The organism is Pelagibacterium sp., assembly GCF_048264985.1.
Classification (GTDB): domain Bacteria; phylum Pseudomonadota; class Alphaproteobacteria; order Rhizobiales; family Devosiaceae; genus Pelagibacterium.
Genome location: NZ_JBLXCL010000006.1, coordinates 19,649 through 35,457, shown reverse-complemented (window position 1 = coordinate 35,457; position 15,809 = coordinate 19,649). Strand labels below are relative to the sequence as shown.

13 protein-coding genes are annotated in these 15,809 nt (G+C 57.7%); 2 read left to right on the top strand and 11 right to left on the bottom strand.

What is annotated here, in order from left to right; translation table 11 throughout:
* Positions 1–14: 14 nt before the first annotated feature.
* The 4 genes from ACN0TA_RS14660 to ACN0TA_RS14645 form a co-directional block, all read right to left on the bottom strand.
* Entirely contained in the window at positions 15–1,034 is a 1,020-nt protein-coding gene (locus ACN0TA_RS14660; protein ID WP_417584234.1) for an amidohydrolase family protein, read from the bottom strand.
* Positions 1,035–1,475: 441 nt separating this feature from the next.
* Complete coding sequence (locus ACN0TA_RS14655) at positions 1,476–2,981, bottom strand: tripartite tricarboxylate transporter permease (protein ID WP_417584232.1); 1,506 nt, start codon at positions 2,979–2,981, stop codon at positions 1,476–1,478.
* 1 nt (position 2,982) lies between these two features.
* Positions 2,983–3,444 carry a tripartite tricarboxylate transporter TctB family protein gene (locus tag ACN0TA_RS14650; RefSeq protein ID WP_417584230.1) on the bottom strand — a complete coding sequence of 154 codons (462 nt, stop codon included), beginning with the start codon at positions 3,442–3,444 and terminating at the stop codon, positions 2,983–2,985.
* A 133-nt stretch (positions 3,445–3,577) separates the two neighbouring features.
* A complete protein-coding gene (locus tag ACN0TA_RS14645) occupies positions 3,578–4,537 on the bottom strand; it encodes a Bug family tripartite tricarboxylate transporter substrate binding protein (RefSeq protein ID WP_417584228.1) in 960 nt (319 codons plus the stop codon).
* Positions 4,538–5,024: 487 nt separating this feature from the next.
* Here ACN0TA_RS14645 and ACN0TA_RS14640 point away from each other — a divergent pair, with 487 nt between their 5' ends.
* A complete protein-coding gene (locus ACN0TA_RS14640; RefSeq protein WP_417584226.1) occupies positions 5,025–5,948 on the top strand; it encodes a LysR family transcriptional regulator in 924 nt (307 codons plus the stop codon).
* Positions 5,949–5,982: 34 nt separating this feature from the next.
* On the opposite strand, the gene ACN0TA_RS14635 is transcribed toward ACN0TA_RS14640, so the two are convergent.
* The 7 genes from ACN0TA_RS14635 to ACN0TA_RS14605 form a co-directional block, all read right to left on the bottom strand.
* Positions 5,983–7,635 (bottom strand): thiamine pyrophosphate-binding protein, encoded by a 1,653-nt coding sequence (locus ACN0TA_RS14635; RefSeq protein ID WP_417584224.1) that lies wholly within the window; start codon positions 7,633–7,635, stop codon positions 5,983–5,985.
* A gap of 107 nt (positions 7,636–7,742) precedes the next feature.
* Complete coding sequence (locus ACN0TA_RS14630; protein WP_417584222.1) at positions 7,743–9,305, bottom strand: FAD-dependent oxidoreductase; 1,563 nt, start codon at positions 9,303–9,305, stop codon at positions 7,743–7,745.
* A gap of 525 nt (positions 9,306–9,830) precedes the next feature.
* The gene (locus ACN0TA_RS14625; protein ID WP_417584220.1) at positions 9,831–10,898 is read right to left on the bottom strand and encodes an AbrB family transcriptional regulator; all 1,068 of its coding nucleotides are present in this window, start codon (positions 10,896–10,898) and stop codon (positions 9,831–9,833) included.
* Complete coding sequence (locus ACN0TA_RS14620) at positions 10,898–11,788, bottom strand: isocitrate lyase/PEP mutase family protein (protein ID WP_417584218.1); 891 nt, start codon at positions 11,786–11,788, stop codon at positions 10,898–10,900. Before ACN0TA_RS14620 ends, ACN0TA_RS14625 begins: the two co-directional genes overlap by 1 nt.
* Before the next feature lie 27 nt (positions 11,789–11,815).
* Positions 11,816–12,316 carry a tripartite tricarboxylate transporter TctB family protein gene (locus ACN0TA_RS14615; protein ID WP_417584403.1) on the bottom strand — a complete coding sequence of 167 codons (501 nt, stop codon included), beginning with the start codon at positions 12,314–12,316 and terminating at the stop codon, positions 11,816–11,818.
* A 2-nt stretch (positions 12,317–12,318) separates the two neighbouring features.
* Positions 12,319–13,797 carry a tripartite tricarboxylate transporter permease gene (locus ACN0TA_RS14610; RefSeq protein WP_417584216.1) on the bottom strand — a complete coding sequence of 493 codons (1,479 nt, stop codon included), beginning with the start codon at positions 13,795–13,797 and terminating at the stop codon, positions 12,319–12,321.
* Positions 13,790–14,455 carry a GntR family transcriptional regulator gene (locus ACN0TA_RS14605; protein ID WP_417584214.1) on the bottom strand — a complete coding sequence of 222 codons (666 nt, stop codon included), beginning with the start codon at positions 14,453–14,455 and terminating at the stop codon, positions 13,790–13,792. Before ACN0TA_RS14605 ends, ACN0TA_RS14610 begins: the two co-directional genes overlap by 8 nt.
* Positions 14,456–14,677: 222 nt before the next feature.
* Between ACN0TA_RS14605 and ACN0TA_RS14600 the strand changes: the two genes are divergently transcribed.
* A complete protein-coding gene (locus ACN0TA_RS14600; RefSeq protein WP_417584212.1) occupies positions 14,678–15,754 on the top strand; it encodes a Bug family tripartite tricarboxylate transporter substrate binding protein in 1,077 nt (358 codons plus the stop codon).
* Positions 15,755–15,809 lie beyond the last annotated feature (55 nt).

Sequence of the window (15,809 nt, the reverse complement as noted above, 5' to 3'; positions counted from 1 at the left end):
AATATCCCTTGCCGCTAACGACCTGGCGTCAGCCCAAAGAGCTTTTCGGCATTGCCGTGACAGATCTTCTCAAGATCGCCCGAAGGCAGGTCGAGACTCTCAAGTATGGCAATCGTCTCCCGGATATAGCCGGGTCCCTTTTCCGGATCGAAAGGGGAATCCGAAGCGAAAAGCACCTTGTCGACGCCGTAGAAGTTCAGCCCACAGATCGTCGCGGGCCGCGACCCGAACACGGCGGTATCCGCATAGAAATCCTTGAAATATTCAATCGGCCGCTTTTTCAGCTTGCCCAGCAATTCGCCGAGGTTTCGGTCAGAAGTCCTGTTTCCCAATTGGTCCCAGCCGGGCCCCACACGCCCCTCGAAATATGGCACCATAGCCCCGAGATGATGAGCCAGAACCTTGAGATCGGGCAGCCGATCCATCATCTGGGAAAACACCAGACGCGCCATGGCGACGCTGGTCTCATAGGGCCAGCCGAACGTCCACCAGATCTCATATTCGGATCGATCTTCGGTGCTGTAGTCGGGAAAGCTCGCCGTGCGCGCCGGATGCAGCATCACTGGTCGTCCATGCCGCGCCGCCGCTTCAAACACGCCAAAAAAGCGCGGCTCATCAAGCGGAGCTCCGTTAATATTGGAATGAACCTGAAGTCCGCAGGCAGAACCCGAGCCCAGAACCCGTTCAGCCTCGGCTGCGGCTTCGTCTGGCGCATTCATGGGCAGCGAGGCCAGATAACCCACAAATCGGTCCGGCCATTTATCAACCAATTCGGCAAGCCCGTCATTGGCGATACGGGCCAACTCCGGGGTTGTCTCCGGGCCAGCCAGGGTCTCGAGTGGTGGCATCCCCAGTGAAAGAACTTGCTTGTAGTCTTCGAACTGATCCATGACCCTGAACCGTTCGTCCAGATCATAGATACAGGGAATGCCGCGCATGCGCTTTCCGATATCAGCGCCCGTTCCCGGGATTTCGAGAATACGCGACCAGATACCCTCGGGAAAAAAGTGGTTAAACGCGTCGACATATCTCATGGATCATCCTTACATGAATGGTGCCCTGCCCAGGGCAAACGGCGCCCGCATCCGACCTGGATTGACTCGGCCGGGCATTACTTGACTTTGACTTTGGGGACTTCTTTCAGACGGAACAAATACTGAATTTCGATCAAAGCCATCCATGGTTTTGATGGTCAGTTCTTGCCGCATCGATCCGTCTGGAATCCCGGCGAACCGACAACCGCACAAGAGGCATCAGAGGTGCAAAACAGCCGTAGACAAAAACCCAGGAAGCTCCCACCGAAGCTGGCCGATGTCTTCGATGACCTTCCGTTTCATCACGCGTGTCAGAACCAGCGATAACCTGGATCGACAGTCGCAATCACGGCGCCCTCCGGTCTGGAGAGCGCCGCGCCGTACCAATAGCGAAACGATAGGGTTGATTTCAGCTTCAAGAGCGCCGAAAAAACAACGCAATCAGGCGTCTTCGATGGCCACTTCATCGCGTTTTTGCCGGATTTTTGGAAACAGCGCCATCATCAACAATCCAACCGATCCCACAAGAAAAACCAGAGATATCGGCTGGGTGACAAAGACGCTGTACTCCCCCTCTGACAGGATCAACGTACGCCTGAAGTTCTCTTCCATCATCGGTCCGAGAATGAACCCGAGCAGCAGCGGAGCGGGTTCGCACTCAAACTGCTTGAGCACATATCCCACCAACCCGATACCGGCAGCAAGATAGATACTGAACGGCGAAAAATTCGTCGCAAATATGCCAAAGCAGCTGAACATGATGATCGCAAAAAACAAGAAGCGATATGGAATCCTCAAGAGCTGTACCCACAAGCCCACGAGCGGAATGTTGAGGATCAGCAAGAAGAGGTTTCCGATCCACATGGAGACGATCAGCCCCCAGAACAGATCGGGGTTGGACACCATGACACGTGGCCCGGGCTGGATGTTGTGCATCACCATCGCGCCAAGCAACAAAGCCATTGTGCCGCTGCCCGGAATGCCCAGTGTCAGTGTGGGGATAAACGCAGTCTGTGCGGCCGCATTGTTGGCCGATTCCGGCGCAGCTACCCCCTCGATTGCGCCGTGTCCCATCTCGTGGCGATAGCGCGAAACCTTGCGTTCAAGACTGTAGGATATGAACGAGGCGATCGCCTGTCCCGCCCCGGGAAGAATCCCCAGCGCGCTGCCGACCATCGTTCCCCTCAAAATTGGCGGAACCATCCGCTTGATGTCCTGTCGGGTTGGAAAGACCGAGCCAACGTCCGGACGCGTCACGGCTGCATCCTGGGTCAGCCTTAGCCCGGAAACTGCATGGCCGAAGGCAAAAATTCCGACCGCCAGAGTAACGACATCGATACCATCCCAGAGCTGGGGCTGGTCGAAAACAAAGCGCTGAATACCCGTTTGGACATCGGTCCCCACAAGGCCAAGCATAATGCCGACCAGGATCATGCCGATGGCGCTAAGCGTGGAGCCGGACGTGAGCGAAACTGCACCCACGAGCCCCAGAAGCATGAGCGAAAAATATTCGGCAGCGCCGAATTCTAGGGCCAGCCGGGTTAATGGCGTGGCGAAGGCTGCAAGCAAGAGCGTGCCTACGCAGCCAGCAAAGAACGATCCGATCGCCGCCGTGCAGATTGCCACCCCTGCCCTGCCCTGCTGGGCCATTTTGTGCCCGTCAATCACCGTCACGACTGAAGACGTTTCTCCAGGGACATTGACCAGGATCGCTGTGGTCGATCCGCCATAGGCGCCACCGTAATAGATTCCGGCCAGCATGATCAGAGCAGATATCGGATCCATCCCGAAAGTGAACGGCAGGAGCATCGAGATGGTCACCAGGGGACCCATCCCCGGTAACACGCCGATCAAAGTCCCCAACAGACAGCCGACCAGAGCGAACCCCAGATTCTCTATAGTAACGGCGGTTTGCAGTCCGAGTTGAAGATTGGCAAAAATATCCATCCTAGTTTCCCGTTGTCAGGATGGCAGGCAAAAGATCCACCCGCAGTTGCAATCCCACCCTGAAAATCAACCAGGCCGCAGTCACCATCAGTGTGGACATGACGAGCCAACGCAGCGGCGAAAACCGTCCCAGCGTCAGATCGAGGAAGACAAACATCGCCGGAACAGCAAGGATGATTCCACCCGGCCCGATCAGCAGCCCGAAAGTCACCACGCCTGCACAGGCAAACAACATGGGGCGCAGTGTTTGCAGGGTCATGTCGATCCTGACAGGAGACGACCGCAGTGCACTCAACGCGAGAAGCAATCCCACCGCGATCAGGGCGATGCCGATCATAAGTGGGAAATAGCCTGCCCTCATGTCAGCAGCTGTACCGATGGGCAACTGGCTGGAGGCTAGCGACACCGCCGCCCCAAAAACCGTATAAGTGATGCCCGCAGCGAGATTTTTCTGATTGATCATACCCATGGCGCCCTTGCACCTCTCCTCGCATCGCGAATTGTCTCGCCTTCATGCATTTGTGCCAGGACCCTTCTATTGGACCTCCACAATCAGGACCGGTCAGGTTATGCCGACCGGCCCCTGAGTGACCGGCTCAGCCGTCGATCAAACCGCGGTCCACAGCCAGGGCCTTGAGGCGGTCGAGCGAGTCCACGATTAGGCTGGAAAACTCTTCGACACTGGCGCTTACCGGGACAGCCGCCACCGAGCCCAGGATGTCCACACCATCGGGAGAGTTCATGATTTCGTTAATGGCGGCATTGAACTCGGACAGCACGGTTTCGGGGGTTCCTGCTGGCGCAAATACGCCCCACCAGCTGCTGAATTCACCCCCCGGATACCCCGCCTCAGCGATCGTCGGAGTGTCGGGAAGCTCTGGCAAGCGCTCTGGTCCTAGCACCGCAAGTGCCTTGACGCGGCCGTCCTGAACCGCGCCGATCAGTGACGCTGGCGTTCCAAACATGACGTCGACGCGACCAGCAGTAATATCGAGCAGCATTTCCGAAGCACCGCTATAATTGACGGCCCTCAGTTCGACCTCGGCAATGTCGGCGAACAACTCGGCAGCGAACGTAGAAATGCTCGCGCCGCCACTGTTGGCATAAAAGACCGTGCGCGTTTTTGCCGCTTCGGCCAGTCCGCTCATGTCGTCGAACGGAAGGTCGTTCGAACCCACTACGATCAGGCTTGATGCTCCCACCTGCCCCACAGGCTGGATGTCCGCTAGGGCATCGAATGGGAGATCGCTCCGTGCCGCCGCGCTCGTAACAAACGAGCTCGAACTGAACAGCACTGTGTAACCATCGGCCTCCGCGTTGGCGACCGAGGCACTGCCGATCGTCCCTCCAGCACCCGGCTGGTTCTCAACAACGACGTTTTCGGACCAACGCTCGGATAGCTTTTCAGCCAGAAAACGGGCCAACGTATCGTTGCCGCCACCTGCACTGAACGGGACCACTACAGTTACTGTGCGTTCCGGAAATTCCTGTGCCGCTGATGCCGTCGGCATGATCAGTGATGCCGCCAGAACAGCACCTGCTACGAGTTTGTACATTCCTCACTCCCTTTCAACGTTCAATTGTTGCAGTCCCTGCCCCTCCCGCACAAATTCTAATTCCCAACGCTGTGTGCTGACGCTCTCTGACGGACCACTTGGTTACGCGAGTCCCCCAGTTCACGACGGACAGGGCAGACTTGAGATGCGCCGGTCTATGCCACAAAGATTGCGATGGGACAGGGACCGGTCGCAAAATTCCTATCACCCAGCCTCGAAGCTGCAGTCTTTGCGCTGTAACGGCAAATACCGAATGTGGATCGTTGCGATAAGTTGGATTGATGGCTCGCCAGCAAGCGAAAGGTGCGGCGAACCAGAACTGAAATAAGATATTGATTTATAATCATAATTCGTTGAATGACCTGAGACGGGCTTTTCGTGAGACTCTGCGATCGGGGTCATTGTTGATCCCATTGGCCAACTTGCCTTTCCAGACAAATTACCCATGATTGACGGCGGACTACGTGGCCAGGAGGAGAGATCAATCGTGCTATTGACGCAACTGAGGTATTTTCTTGCCGTCGCGAGGGCGTCCAGCATGATCGGAGGCGGTCGGCTGGCGAACATCTCCCAGCCCGCCCTCAGCTATCAGATCAAGCAGTTGGAGGATTATCTCGACGTGCGGCTTTTCGATCGGCATTCGCGCGGCGTTACATTGACTCCAGCTGGCAACGCGCTGGTCGATGAAGCCGAGGCTATTCTTGCGCGCGCCAACAGCATCAAAGTCAAACTTCAGCCTTTTCGTGCCGGGGCCCGCCAACCACTCCGACTGGGCATGACGCCAACCGCCGGCCGGGCGATCGCTCCCGAATTGCTAAGCCGCATGGCCGCCTCCTCTCTCAATGTCAGTGTCCACCAGAATTTTTCTGAGGATCTCTGCAACCTCGTTAGAACCAGCGGCCTGGATATGGCCATCTGCAGCGCCTTGGAAGCGAGAGGAACTGACGCCGTTACGCTCTATGGTGAAGACCTCTTTCTCGTCGGACAGCCTGAGTTGCTTTCTGGCCATGACCGAGAAATCGCCTTTCGCACCGTCTCAGATTTCAGACTTGTTTTGGACGGGCCCGATCACGGTCTGCGGCGCATCGTGGATGCCCTCGCCGCCCAGGAAGAAGTCGGACTCGACATCGCCATGGAAGTGGAAGCGATAAATCTGAAACGGGAAATACTGACCCAGCAGCCGGTCTGCTCTATTGTGCCACTGGGCTTGTTCATCAACGAAATCCGGCGTGGTGAACTGTCGGCACTGCGGATCGTCGAGCCCACGATCAGCCGTTCTGTCCAGCTGATCGCTTCGAAGTTTCTGGCCGAAGAAGTGCTAGAGGAAGTCTTGTCCTTTCTCCGGCCGATCGTTGCGTCCTGTATCGAGGATGGCATGACCGGCTGGTACCCGCCGCCGCAGGATCTTTAGCGGGCCATACGCTGATGAAACCCGCTCCTCGTGCTCAGTGCGCGCGACGAAAATACGGTGAAACCACATTCCGCGACACATGCACGTCCCAGACTTCAGCCGTTTCACCTAATAGATGTCCTGCGAACAGGTCGGCACACTGCCCCTCCTCGCAAATTGTCGCGCCGCGCAAGCGAAAGCCGTCCGCAAGTCTTGCAAAGTCTTCGCGTCCGAAAATCGTCATCTCTCCAGCTTGGCCATCGGCGAGCAGTTTGTGCAGCTCCGCGCCGAACGCGCCGTCGTTGAGAACGACGATAAGCATTTTCAGCCCATGCCGACGGATAGTTTCGAGCTCCGATATATTCATCAGCATACCGCCATCGCCGTCGATCAAGACGATCCTGCCATCGCGCCGCACCACTGCCGCTCCGATGGCGTGGGACAGGCTCGATCCGATGGCACCGAAATCGCGAGTCATCTGGAAGAGCTCCGGCGGTCGATCGCGCATGTGAGTGACCGTGAAATAGGCACTGTGTCCGCTGCCGCCTACCATGTACCAGTCCTTAGGCACGACCCGGTCGATTTCCCTGATGATGGCCCTTGGATCAACAGTCCCTCGATCTATAGTGAATTGGAGAGAGTCCTCCGTCTCAGTCCGTATCCGTCGGGCAGTGCCCTCGGTCCGGAACCCGATGCGTACGGGTCCCCGTTTCCGCAATGCGTCTTCAAGCGCCTGAGCTCCTTCCAAAGCGTCGGATCTGACATGGAGATCGGCCACCTTGATCCCCTGAGAGATCCCTTTGGGGTTCGTATTGACCTGGATGACCTTTGCGTTTGCATAGAGTTTTCCACCGAACGCAGTATGATTGCCGAGCATTGCTCCAATGCCGATAACAAGATCCGCTTCAGCAAAAAGCTCATGGCCCAGATCGGTCGAAAACCCGCCGGCAATCCCAATGGCATAGGGATCGTCATCAAACATGCAGCGAGCATGCAAAGTGTTGGCAAGCAGCGCCCCGCACTGCTTGGCCAATGCGCGGACTGCATCTCGTGCTCCTGAATCCATAACGCCCCTGCCGGCGACAATAATGGGCCGTTCCGCTGCATGGATGAGGTCTGCCGCCTGCTCGATTATTGCTGGATTGGGAATCATGCGATCAAGGTCAGGAATGACTGCAGATGAAGGCTCATACGCGCTATCAGAATCAAACGGCATGGCCTGCAGGTCGTACGGAACGCCAAGAACCACGGGCCGCTGCTCAAACCGTGCGATGTAGAATGCATCGCGCACATTGCGCAACAGGGTCCCGTTGTCGGAGCATGCGATGAAATGAGCTCCGGATGCGCGGGCCAGTGGCGCAAGGTCGATATCTTGCAGGCTCCATCTGCTAGCAATGGGATTGTCGCCGGCAAACACCACGAGCGGTATGTTGCCTCTGGCCGCGGTGGTTAGCGCGGTTATGAGCTGGGTGAACCCCGGCCCACACGTTACCGAGGCGACACCGGGACGGCCAGAGGCGCGCGCGTAGCCGATTGCCATTGAGCACGCACTGTTTTCATGGCGGGCATGAATGACCCGCGTACCGTGTCGTTCGATCAGCGCTGAAACCCAGTGCATGTTCGCATCGCCACACAGGGCGAAGACGGCATCGACCTGCTCTGCAGCAAAGGCATCAGCCAGTATGTCGTAAGTTCGCGGGCGGTTCATGCCGACCTCCTTGTCCACCCGTCATACAATAGCGGGACTACCAATGTTGTCATTGCGTGGGTTCGCCTCAAGTCCGAATTCGGACCGCTCCGCTTCGACCACCCTGATCACACAGGATCCGCCGGCGTCGTGACCGTGTTGGCAGCATGTCGTCCGGCAAAGCGTCCGGAGGTAAAGGCCCAGGCAATGTGGTGCCCATGCCCCTCAAGCAGCACTCCACCCATCCCTGTAAACCCGGCGGCGAAAAGCCCCTGCACGGGCATGTCGTCGGCTCCCAGAACCCGCATCTGCGTATCCACGGCAATCCCACTGTCAGAAAAATTGAGAAAGAAACGGACCGGCCCCATTGCGACAAACGGGCCTTCGGTCATCGGCTTGCGCTGGTCGTCTCCGATTGGAAGCGATGCATTGAAGTCGTTTACCGTCTCCTCGAGAACCGACCTCTCGACGCCTATCTTTCCGGCCAACTCACCAATCGTCTTGGCCTCGTGGAAGACGTCGGGGCGAGTGCGGCGATAGTCCGGGACATAGGCATAAGCCACACCTGGCGCTGTCGAGACGTAATAGGGCCATTGCGCGAACTGCCGAGATACCCGAGCGTCAAAAATGATGTAGCCCATTTGGTCGGGCTGGTCCGCGAGCGCCGGTCGCCCGCTGTCCGCCGGATTGTCGATCTCGTTGACAAACCGCACGCCATGCTTGTTGACCAGAACAGCGCCGGCTTTAAACAGCTTGGCAGATGGCACCAGGATCGTTGTCAAAAAGCTCATCACCACTGGCCTGAGCAGCCAGTCGGGCAGGCTGCGCATCGACCAGTCCATAATACGGGTAAAGAAGCGCTGGGGCGGCAAGCGGGTGATCCAGCTCGGCGGCGGCGCCTGAAAACGGATACCGGCACTGTATAGGCCCGTGTCGATCAACCGTCCCCCGAGTTCGAGCACCATACGATGACCATCGCCACTGTTGTGGGGATTGACCGGCTGCACGTCCGTCAGGCTTGGCAGATGCCGTGCCCGCATATCACGGTCCGCACTGAAATCGCCGGTCGTCAGAACCACCCCACCCCTCGCCCTGAAGGCATGGCGTTGACCGGCCGGCGTTTCACATTTGATCCCGGTCACACGATCTTGCTCGACCATCAGCTCGACGGCTCGCATCGAAGTCTTGATTTCCACCCCGATTTTCCGCGCGCGCCGCTCGAGGTGATAGATGTAGGCACGTGAGTTGGGTAGAACGTTGTGCATGCGCGGCCGCCTGTGTGGGGGCTCGGGCAAAGGGCCGTAAAAAACGACGCCCATCTCGCTGATCCAATTGAAGGTGTCGGTAACATTATCGACAAAGAACCGGCGCAGTTCATCATTGTCTGGGACATTGCGAGCCTGTCGATGAATACGCGGGGATTGCTCGCAGAAACGCTTCATGTCCTCATAATGTTCGTCGGGAGAATCCTTGATTCCGTCCCGGATCTGCTGCGGCGTATTGTTGGCGGTGAACGATCCGATCGACCGGCCGGTGCTGCCGCCCAAACGGCTATCACGCTCCAGTAAAACGACGCGCCGCCCGAGGCTGCGCGCCTCGATGGCAGCAGCCAGTCCACTGCCCCCGCCACCAACCACGACGACGTCCCATTCACCCCCTTGTGTGTCTCGACCCGACTCGTCCGAACGCATATCGCCTCCTCTTTCAGCAACTCTTGCATCGACTTAGTGGTCACCCCAAAGAAATGTCCAATACCGATTGGCGAGGCCAGCTATCGGCTCAGGCTATAGCTCGTCTGTGAAAAACTGTGTTTGTCCATCGACAGACAGAGGAAAGAAATTTGGCTCGGTTCAGACCCTCCCCATGATCGACACATCCGAAGCGCAAACCGCGATCTGCGCCAGGAACAGGAAGCACCGGCTGGGCCGTGCCAATCGCTCTCGCCAAGGCCGCCCGGCCTCAAAGCCAGACCGGACCGGACGATCCGTTTGAACATGGCGTTCCCGCAGCCGGCCAAGAGACAACAAAATAAATCCAGGCCCAAGGGTGACGCCGGAGATCTCCGCCGAGCCCAGCCGAGCTTCATCAAAGCTGGCACAAGCGCCGCAGCTGCGCCCCCAACGCTTGCGTCAGGGTGGAAGTCTGTAGCCCCCGATACCACCATTCGCCTGTCCTCAATACACGCACGGCCCGGGGCAGAAAATGACATGATGAATTCAAATGTTTGTTCGGGGAGCCAAGAAGGGCGCAACAGTTACCACCGTTAGCTGTCTCACCAGATGGTGGGCAGCAACGTAGCCTGCCTCGAGTCCAGCGGCCAACGACAGCAGCGAGAGCTCGGTCAACCCCCCAGGCGAGAACGCCATAACGATTGTGGGAACTGGTTGCCCCACCCAACCCGTTAAGCCGAACGCCAGAAGCAGGCAAAAACTGAGGACAATTCCGACGAAGACCAAGCCATGCACGAAGACCCGGCCGAGAAATGCCAACCTTGTGCCAGCGAAACGGCAGCCAATGCTCGCCCCAATCACCACCTGCGCAGCAGCAACCAAGACGGCGGGTAATTCCACCACCACCCACCCGCTCATGTGAGCGACCGCGCTTAGAACCAAGGGGGCAATCATGTGAGGCGCGGGAAGCCCGATCCGCTTGCCAATGCCCCAGGCCAAAATGCCCAGACCTAGAAGGATACCCAATTCGACAAACGAACCAGCGGCAGGGACAAAGGGCGAGACCCCGGAAGCACTTGGAACCGCGCTCAGGTCGACGAAGAGGCCCACCCCAATTGAGAGCACGCCGATGGTGATGACAATGCGAGCAGCATGGACAAGCGCAATCGTGCGAACATCGGCTGTTGTCTGTTCTGCCAGGAGCACAATCTCCGAAAGTCCACCAGGAATGGCGCAGTACAACGCAGTAAGTCGATCATAGCCGGCAACGCGGGAGAAATAGGCCCGACCCAATAAGGAGACCGAAATCAAAACCGGGATTACCAGAACGAGCGAAATGATCCACTGGCCCATCTGGGCCACCATTTGAGGCTGAAACCCCGCACCAATCGCCAGTCCAAGGAGGACCGCCATAGGGGGCCGGAGCTTGCGCGGGCTTTGAAGCCGCCCTCCCGAGATGGTTATGACCATACAAGCGATCATGGCGCCAAGCATCCAGCCGAGCGGCACACCGAGCCAGGTAAAGATCGCCCCCCCAACCGTCGCAGCACCGATGGCGGGCAAAAACGCCCGCCCCCGCAGCCAGATCGGCGGTGTTCCCGCTCCGCGCGCCATCAGGCGCCCGTTGTATAGCGCGCCTCAAGCTCGCGAATTTTGGAATAGTCCATCAAGTCCATGATGTCTTGTATGCCAAACAACAAGTCGGAGCGGTCCATAGTTTCGCCAGTTTCAACCGACTGCTTCATGAGCATAAGGGCCTGACGCATTGCGTGCATCGCGGCAGCGGGCAACATCCTTGGAAGACTGACCCGTTTGACACCAAGTTCGGACAGACGCGGCAACGGGATCAGAGGCGTTGTGGGGCGCGCTCGAATACCAAAACCCATATTGACAGTAATCGGAATGTCGATGGCATCGCGAAGGGCCTTAATGTCGTCTTCACCGCGCACCGCATCGGGAAAAAGCACGTCCGCCCCCGCAGCCTCATAGAGCTTGGCGCGACGCACGGCTTCGTCGATGCCACCGATAGCAATCGCATCGGTCCGGGCCACGATAACAAAGTCATCGTCCTGGCGAGCGTTACAGGCCGCTTCGAGCTTTTTTGCCATCTCTTGAGCCTCAATAACCTGCTTGCCTTCCATATGGCCGCAGCGCTTGGGCCAGACCTGATCTTCCAGGTTAATGCCGACTACACCAGCCTCTTCGAAATACTGCACCGCATGGTGTACGGTCACCGCGTTACCATAGCCCGTGTCGGCATCGGCCATCAAAGGTATGGACACGCTGCGTGCAAGGTGGGCCACCGCCTGGGCATTATCGAGCATACCCATGATGCCAACATCAGGCTGGCCGAAACGCGAATTGGAGACCGCCGCGCCCGATGTCGATGCGGTTTTAAACCCAGCCTGTTCGACAAGCCGCACGCTGTAGCCGTCAAATACGCCGGGAGAAACGATGAGCTCGTCCCCGTTCAAGAGCTCGCGCATGCGTTTTGCTTTGGTCATCTCGATTACCCTGTCTTGAGATAGTGATTAGGCCAGAAGGCGCGGAAGAAGTCCTAGCGGCCAGCTGATGTTGAGGCCCATTCCAAGTGCAAGCACCGTGAGTAGGCAAAGAGCGGTCATTCCGATGTTGCCAAGCCATTTCATGCGCGCCACGCGCCACAGAAACAGCAGGCAGAACAGTCCCGCCGCTGGGAAAAACCCGATCAGGTACATTCCCAGATAGGCGCCCATAATCCAGATCAGATAGGGCCAGACCTCTTTGAACGACGTGTCGGATGTGAGGTCGGATGTCTCCGGAGCGTTGTCTTCGACGCGCTCGGCCTTGCGCCCTCGCCACACAGTAACAACCATGGAGGCGACGGCCAGGCCGAAGACGACAATGGAGACAGCTTGGGGGAATAATCGGGCGCCGCGTGCAAAATCCATCGACAACAGGTACGCAGCGACTGCAATAGCTGCAGCCAATGCCGAAAAAACGAGGCGCGCGATGCTCAGGCCGGAAAATCTGGGCGTTGCGGTGTTAATCATCGTCACGGTTCGACCTCCTGGGATTTCTTTTTTCTCAGGCTGAGGGCTAAGAGAACGACAGTAATCGCAATGATGGCCATGACACCTGGACGCGTCAGCCAATCCAGGCCGTACCGGGAAGTGGTGAGCCACAGATAGCGCTCGGCCAGTGTTGAAAGGATAAAGCCCACAAGCAGCGGCGCCCTTGGCGCCCCGAGCTTTTTCATGATCCAGCCCAGTATCCCGAAACCCACCAGCACGATCAGATCACCAATGTGACGGGTCGCCTGATAGGCCCCTAAAGTCACAAGCAGGAAGATGAACGGAAACAAGACGGGAAACGGCACTCTGGTCAAAGCAGCAATTGGGCGACTAAAGCCCAGGCAAATGATGGTGCCGGCAATGTTGGCGATCGCCAGTGACCAGATGAGGACAACCACGATGTTGAGGTTGGTGTCGATGATGCGTGGCCCAGGCTCAACGCCAACGACGACCATCGCTCCGAGCAAAAGAGCCATGCCTGCACTGCCCGGAACCCCGAAGAGGAGTGTTGGGATGAGCGCACCGCCTTCTTTGGCGTTGTTGGCACTCTCTGGCGCAATCACACCCCGGATGTCACCTTTGCCGAACTGGCTCTTGTCCTTTGCTGTCTGGACCAGATACCCGTAATTGAGCCAATCAACGATCGCGCTACCCAATCCAGGTACGATACCAACGCCGACGCCAATGACAGAGTGGCGCAGGACGAGCCAGCGGTGGGTGAAAATGTCTCTAAACCCTTGCAACCATCCCTTGCCAACGCGGCTGGGAGCATGTTTGGCGATAGCGCCGCCTTTGGCCAGTACGTCGAGAATTTCTGGAATGGCAAACAGCCCAAGAGAAATGATCACGAGCTGAAACCCGTCAAACAGATAGTCCTGATCGAAGACAAATCGATAAGTGGGCGAAGTGGGGGCCGCCCCCACCGTACCGATGAGCAAACCCAATGCCGCAACCAGAATGCCCATCAAGGGACGACGCCCGCTCAAGACGCCAACCATACACAGTCCAAGAAATGTCATGGCCAAAAGCTCTGGCGTACCGAACGCCAAAACCAGAGGACGCGCGATTGGAATGGCGAGCGTCAAGGCGATAGCGCCGATAACACCCCCAATCATTGAAGCGGCAAACGCGGCAGCCAAGGCGCGTGCCGCCTGACCTTTTTGGGCCAAGGGGTAGCCGTCCATGATCGTGGCTTGCGAGCCCGACGAGCCGGGAATTCCCATCAAGACGGCTGGAAACGTATCTGACGTGGTCGTAACCGCGGCAACGCCGATGAGCATCGAAAGCCCCAGCATCGGATCAAGTCCGTACGCGAAAGGCAACAACAGCGCCATGCCGACAATGCCGCCAAGACCAGGCAGAACGCCAACAGCGAGGCCGACTGTGACCCCAAGCATGAGATGAAGCATATGCTGAAGCGAGAAAATCGTCGGCAGGGCCGCAAGACTGGCTTCAAGCATACCCGCCTCCCGCCGAGGCAATCTGAGCCTCAAGGTTGACCGTTGCTCTGCTGATATGACTGCGCATAAGCGACTCCGCAAGGTCGGGATCTCGCGCCATCATCGACTTTGCAATCTGCCAATGCTCTCGCGAGGCCTCTTTACTTCGCCCGATAGCAGCACCCGAATGGCGTCGATAGAGCCTCAACAGGTAGTAAAGATCATCGCACAGCGCTTCGATGATCCGGGCGTTTCCGCTTCCATGCGCGATGGCAACGTGAAAGTCGAACCTGACCGGGCTCGGGGCCGAGCCGGGATCAAGATGATCAAAGATCTCCTTAAGCGCCGCATCCGACATGCGCTGCGTCGCCAAACGGCAGGCCATACCCTCAAGCGCCTCACGCAGCTCAAAAATGTCGATCAAGTTTTGCGTCGAAAGCGTTACAACTCGGGCTTTGAGATACGGCTCTCGCGTTACGAGCCGTCGACCTTGCAGACGCCTCACCGCTTCGCGCACCGGCCCCCGGCTCATCTCGAGTCGCTCCGCCCATTCCGCCTCGTTGACCACAGAGCCTGGCGCGATTTCTCCTGAAACGATCAGCTCGGCGAGCCTCTCGAACGCGGTGTCCGTCCTGGTTTTCCCAGCGAAGGCTTCTTTGGCACTCTCCAAAACTGTCAACTCTTTGCCCTCCAAACAGATGAAAGCGCCTACTGACCAATCCAGTCACGCAACCTGAATATCCAGCGAAACAGGACTTTGACCTTTCATTTAAGCGCTGCGTAACACCATCTTGTAAGGCGTTCAAGAAAAAAGAGTTGACACTTTGTTTTTTGAAATGCCACTGAATAGCCAGTCGGCCCTCTTGGGGTCGCAATCAAATTCGACATATGGGAGGACTATATGCTCAGCCTACTCAAAAGCGGTCTCGCATCAGCAATGGTGTTGGGCATGACCGCAGTTGCCGGTGCTCAAGCGCCCTACTACGAGGGCAAGACCGTCACAGCGATTGTGGGATTTTCGCCCGGTGGGGGGACAGACTTTTTTGGACGACTGGTTGCTGAAAACATCGGCGAGCACATCGCAGGAAACCCCAATATAGTTGTCGAGAACATGCCGGGCGCCGGCAGTGTTCTGGCCTCGAACTACTATGTGGATCGCGCCGAGCGCGATGGCACCGAAATTCTCGTCGGTACCGGGCAGCTACTCATGCGCATTGTCTTGGGATTGGAAGGCTCGACCGCATCCCTCGCCGATCTCCAGCCGATCGTTGCTCTACCCATGGGCCGGATCACCTTTGGAAGCACTGAAGCGGGAATTGAAGGCCCCTCGGACCTGCTCGATCCTGCACAGCCCCTTGTCCTTGGCGTCCCCGAGGTCATCTCCACCATTGATGCGGTCTTGGGCCTGGAATTACTCGGCGCCGACTATCGGGCTATCATTGGCTATGAAGGCAAGAGTGAAGCCTACCTCGCGTTCGAACGCGGTGAGCTAAATCTTGATGCTCAAACCACTCCGGTTTTCCTCCAGCAGCCTGCAATCGCGGTGGAAGAAGGGCGCGCGGTGCCGCTCTTTGCCCAGGGTTTGCTCGACAACCAAGGCGAGCTGGTTCGCGATCCGGCCGCGCCAGACATTCCGACAGTGCAAGAGGTCTATCGTGAGCTTCACGGCGAAGATCCATCCGGCCCAGTCTGGGAGGCGTTCAAAGCCGCAGTTACGGCGATCGGCAATGGCGGCAAGATCCTCATGATCCACTCCGATGCTCCCGACGAGGCCAAAGATGCTCTCGCGGCGGCCGTCCAAAGCTTGCTGGCCGACGAAGAGTTCCTGGCCGAGGCCGCTGAATCCACAGAAGGTTATGATTTTGTTGCCGGCTCGGAGCTCAACGCAGCTGTACAGGCCGTTGCCAATATGAGCGATGAGGATACCCGATGGCTGCGGGACTTCCTCACTGAAAACTTCGAAATGCAGTTCGAATAGGCCCGGCTGCCCAAAATTGACATCTGGAAGGGGCGCGATGCGCCCCTTCTCGCGT

What these genes read in the sequence shown, in the direction of transcription:
- ACN0TA_RS14645 (WP_417584228.1), bottom strand. Translation starts at nt 4,537, where the DNA reads ATGTACAAACTCGTAGCAGGTGCTGTTCTGGCGGCATCACTGATCATG.
- ACN0TA_RS14610 (WP_417584216.1), bottom strand. Translation starts at nt 13,797, where the DNA reads ATGCTTGAAGCCAGTCTTGCGGCCCTGCCGACGATTTTCTCGCTTCAG.
- ACN0TA_RS14650 (WP_417584230.1), bottom strand. Translation starts at nt 3,444, where the DNA reads ATGATCAATCAGAAAAATCTCGCTGCGGGCATCACTTATACGGTTTTT.
- ACN0TA_RS14660 (WP_417584234.1), bottom strand. Translation starts at nt 1,034, where the DNA reads ATGAGATATGTCGACGCGTTTAACCACTTTTTTCCCGAGGGTATCTGG.
- ACN0TA_RS14620 (WP_417584218.1), bottom strand. Translation starts at nt 11,788, where the DNA reads ATGACCAAAGCAAAACGCATGCGCGAGCTCTTGAACGGGGACGAGCTC.
- ACN0TA_RS14635 (WP_417584224.1), bottom strand. Translation starts at nt 7,635, where the DNA reads ATGAACCGCCCGCGAACTTACGACATACTGGCTGATGCCTTTGCTGCA.
- ACN0TA_RS14615 (WP_417584403.1), bottom strand. Translation starts at nt 12,316, where the DNA reads ATGATTAACACCGCAACGCCCAGATTTTCCGGCCTGAGCATCGCGCGC.
- ACN0TA_RS14625 (WP_417584220.1), bottom strand. Translation starts at nt 10,898, where the DNA reads ATGGCGCGCGGAGCGGGAACACCGCCGATCTGGCTGCGGGGGCGGGCG.
- ACN0TA_RS14655 (WP_417584232.1), bottom strand. Translation starts at nt 2,981, where the DNA reads ATGGATATTTTTGCCAATCTTCAACTCGGACTGCAAACCGCCGTTACT.
- ACN0TA_RS14600 (WP_417584212.1), top strand. Translation starts at nt 14,678, where the DNA reads ATGCTCAGCCTACTCAAAAGCGGTCTCGCATCAGCAATGGTGTTGGGC.
- ACN0TA_RS14630 (WP_417584222.1), bottom strand. Translation starts at nt 9,305, where the DNA reads ATGCGTTCGGACGAGTCGGGTCGAGACACACAAGGGGGTGAATGGGAC.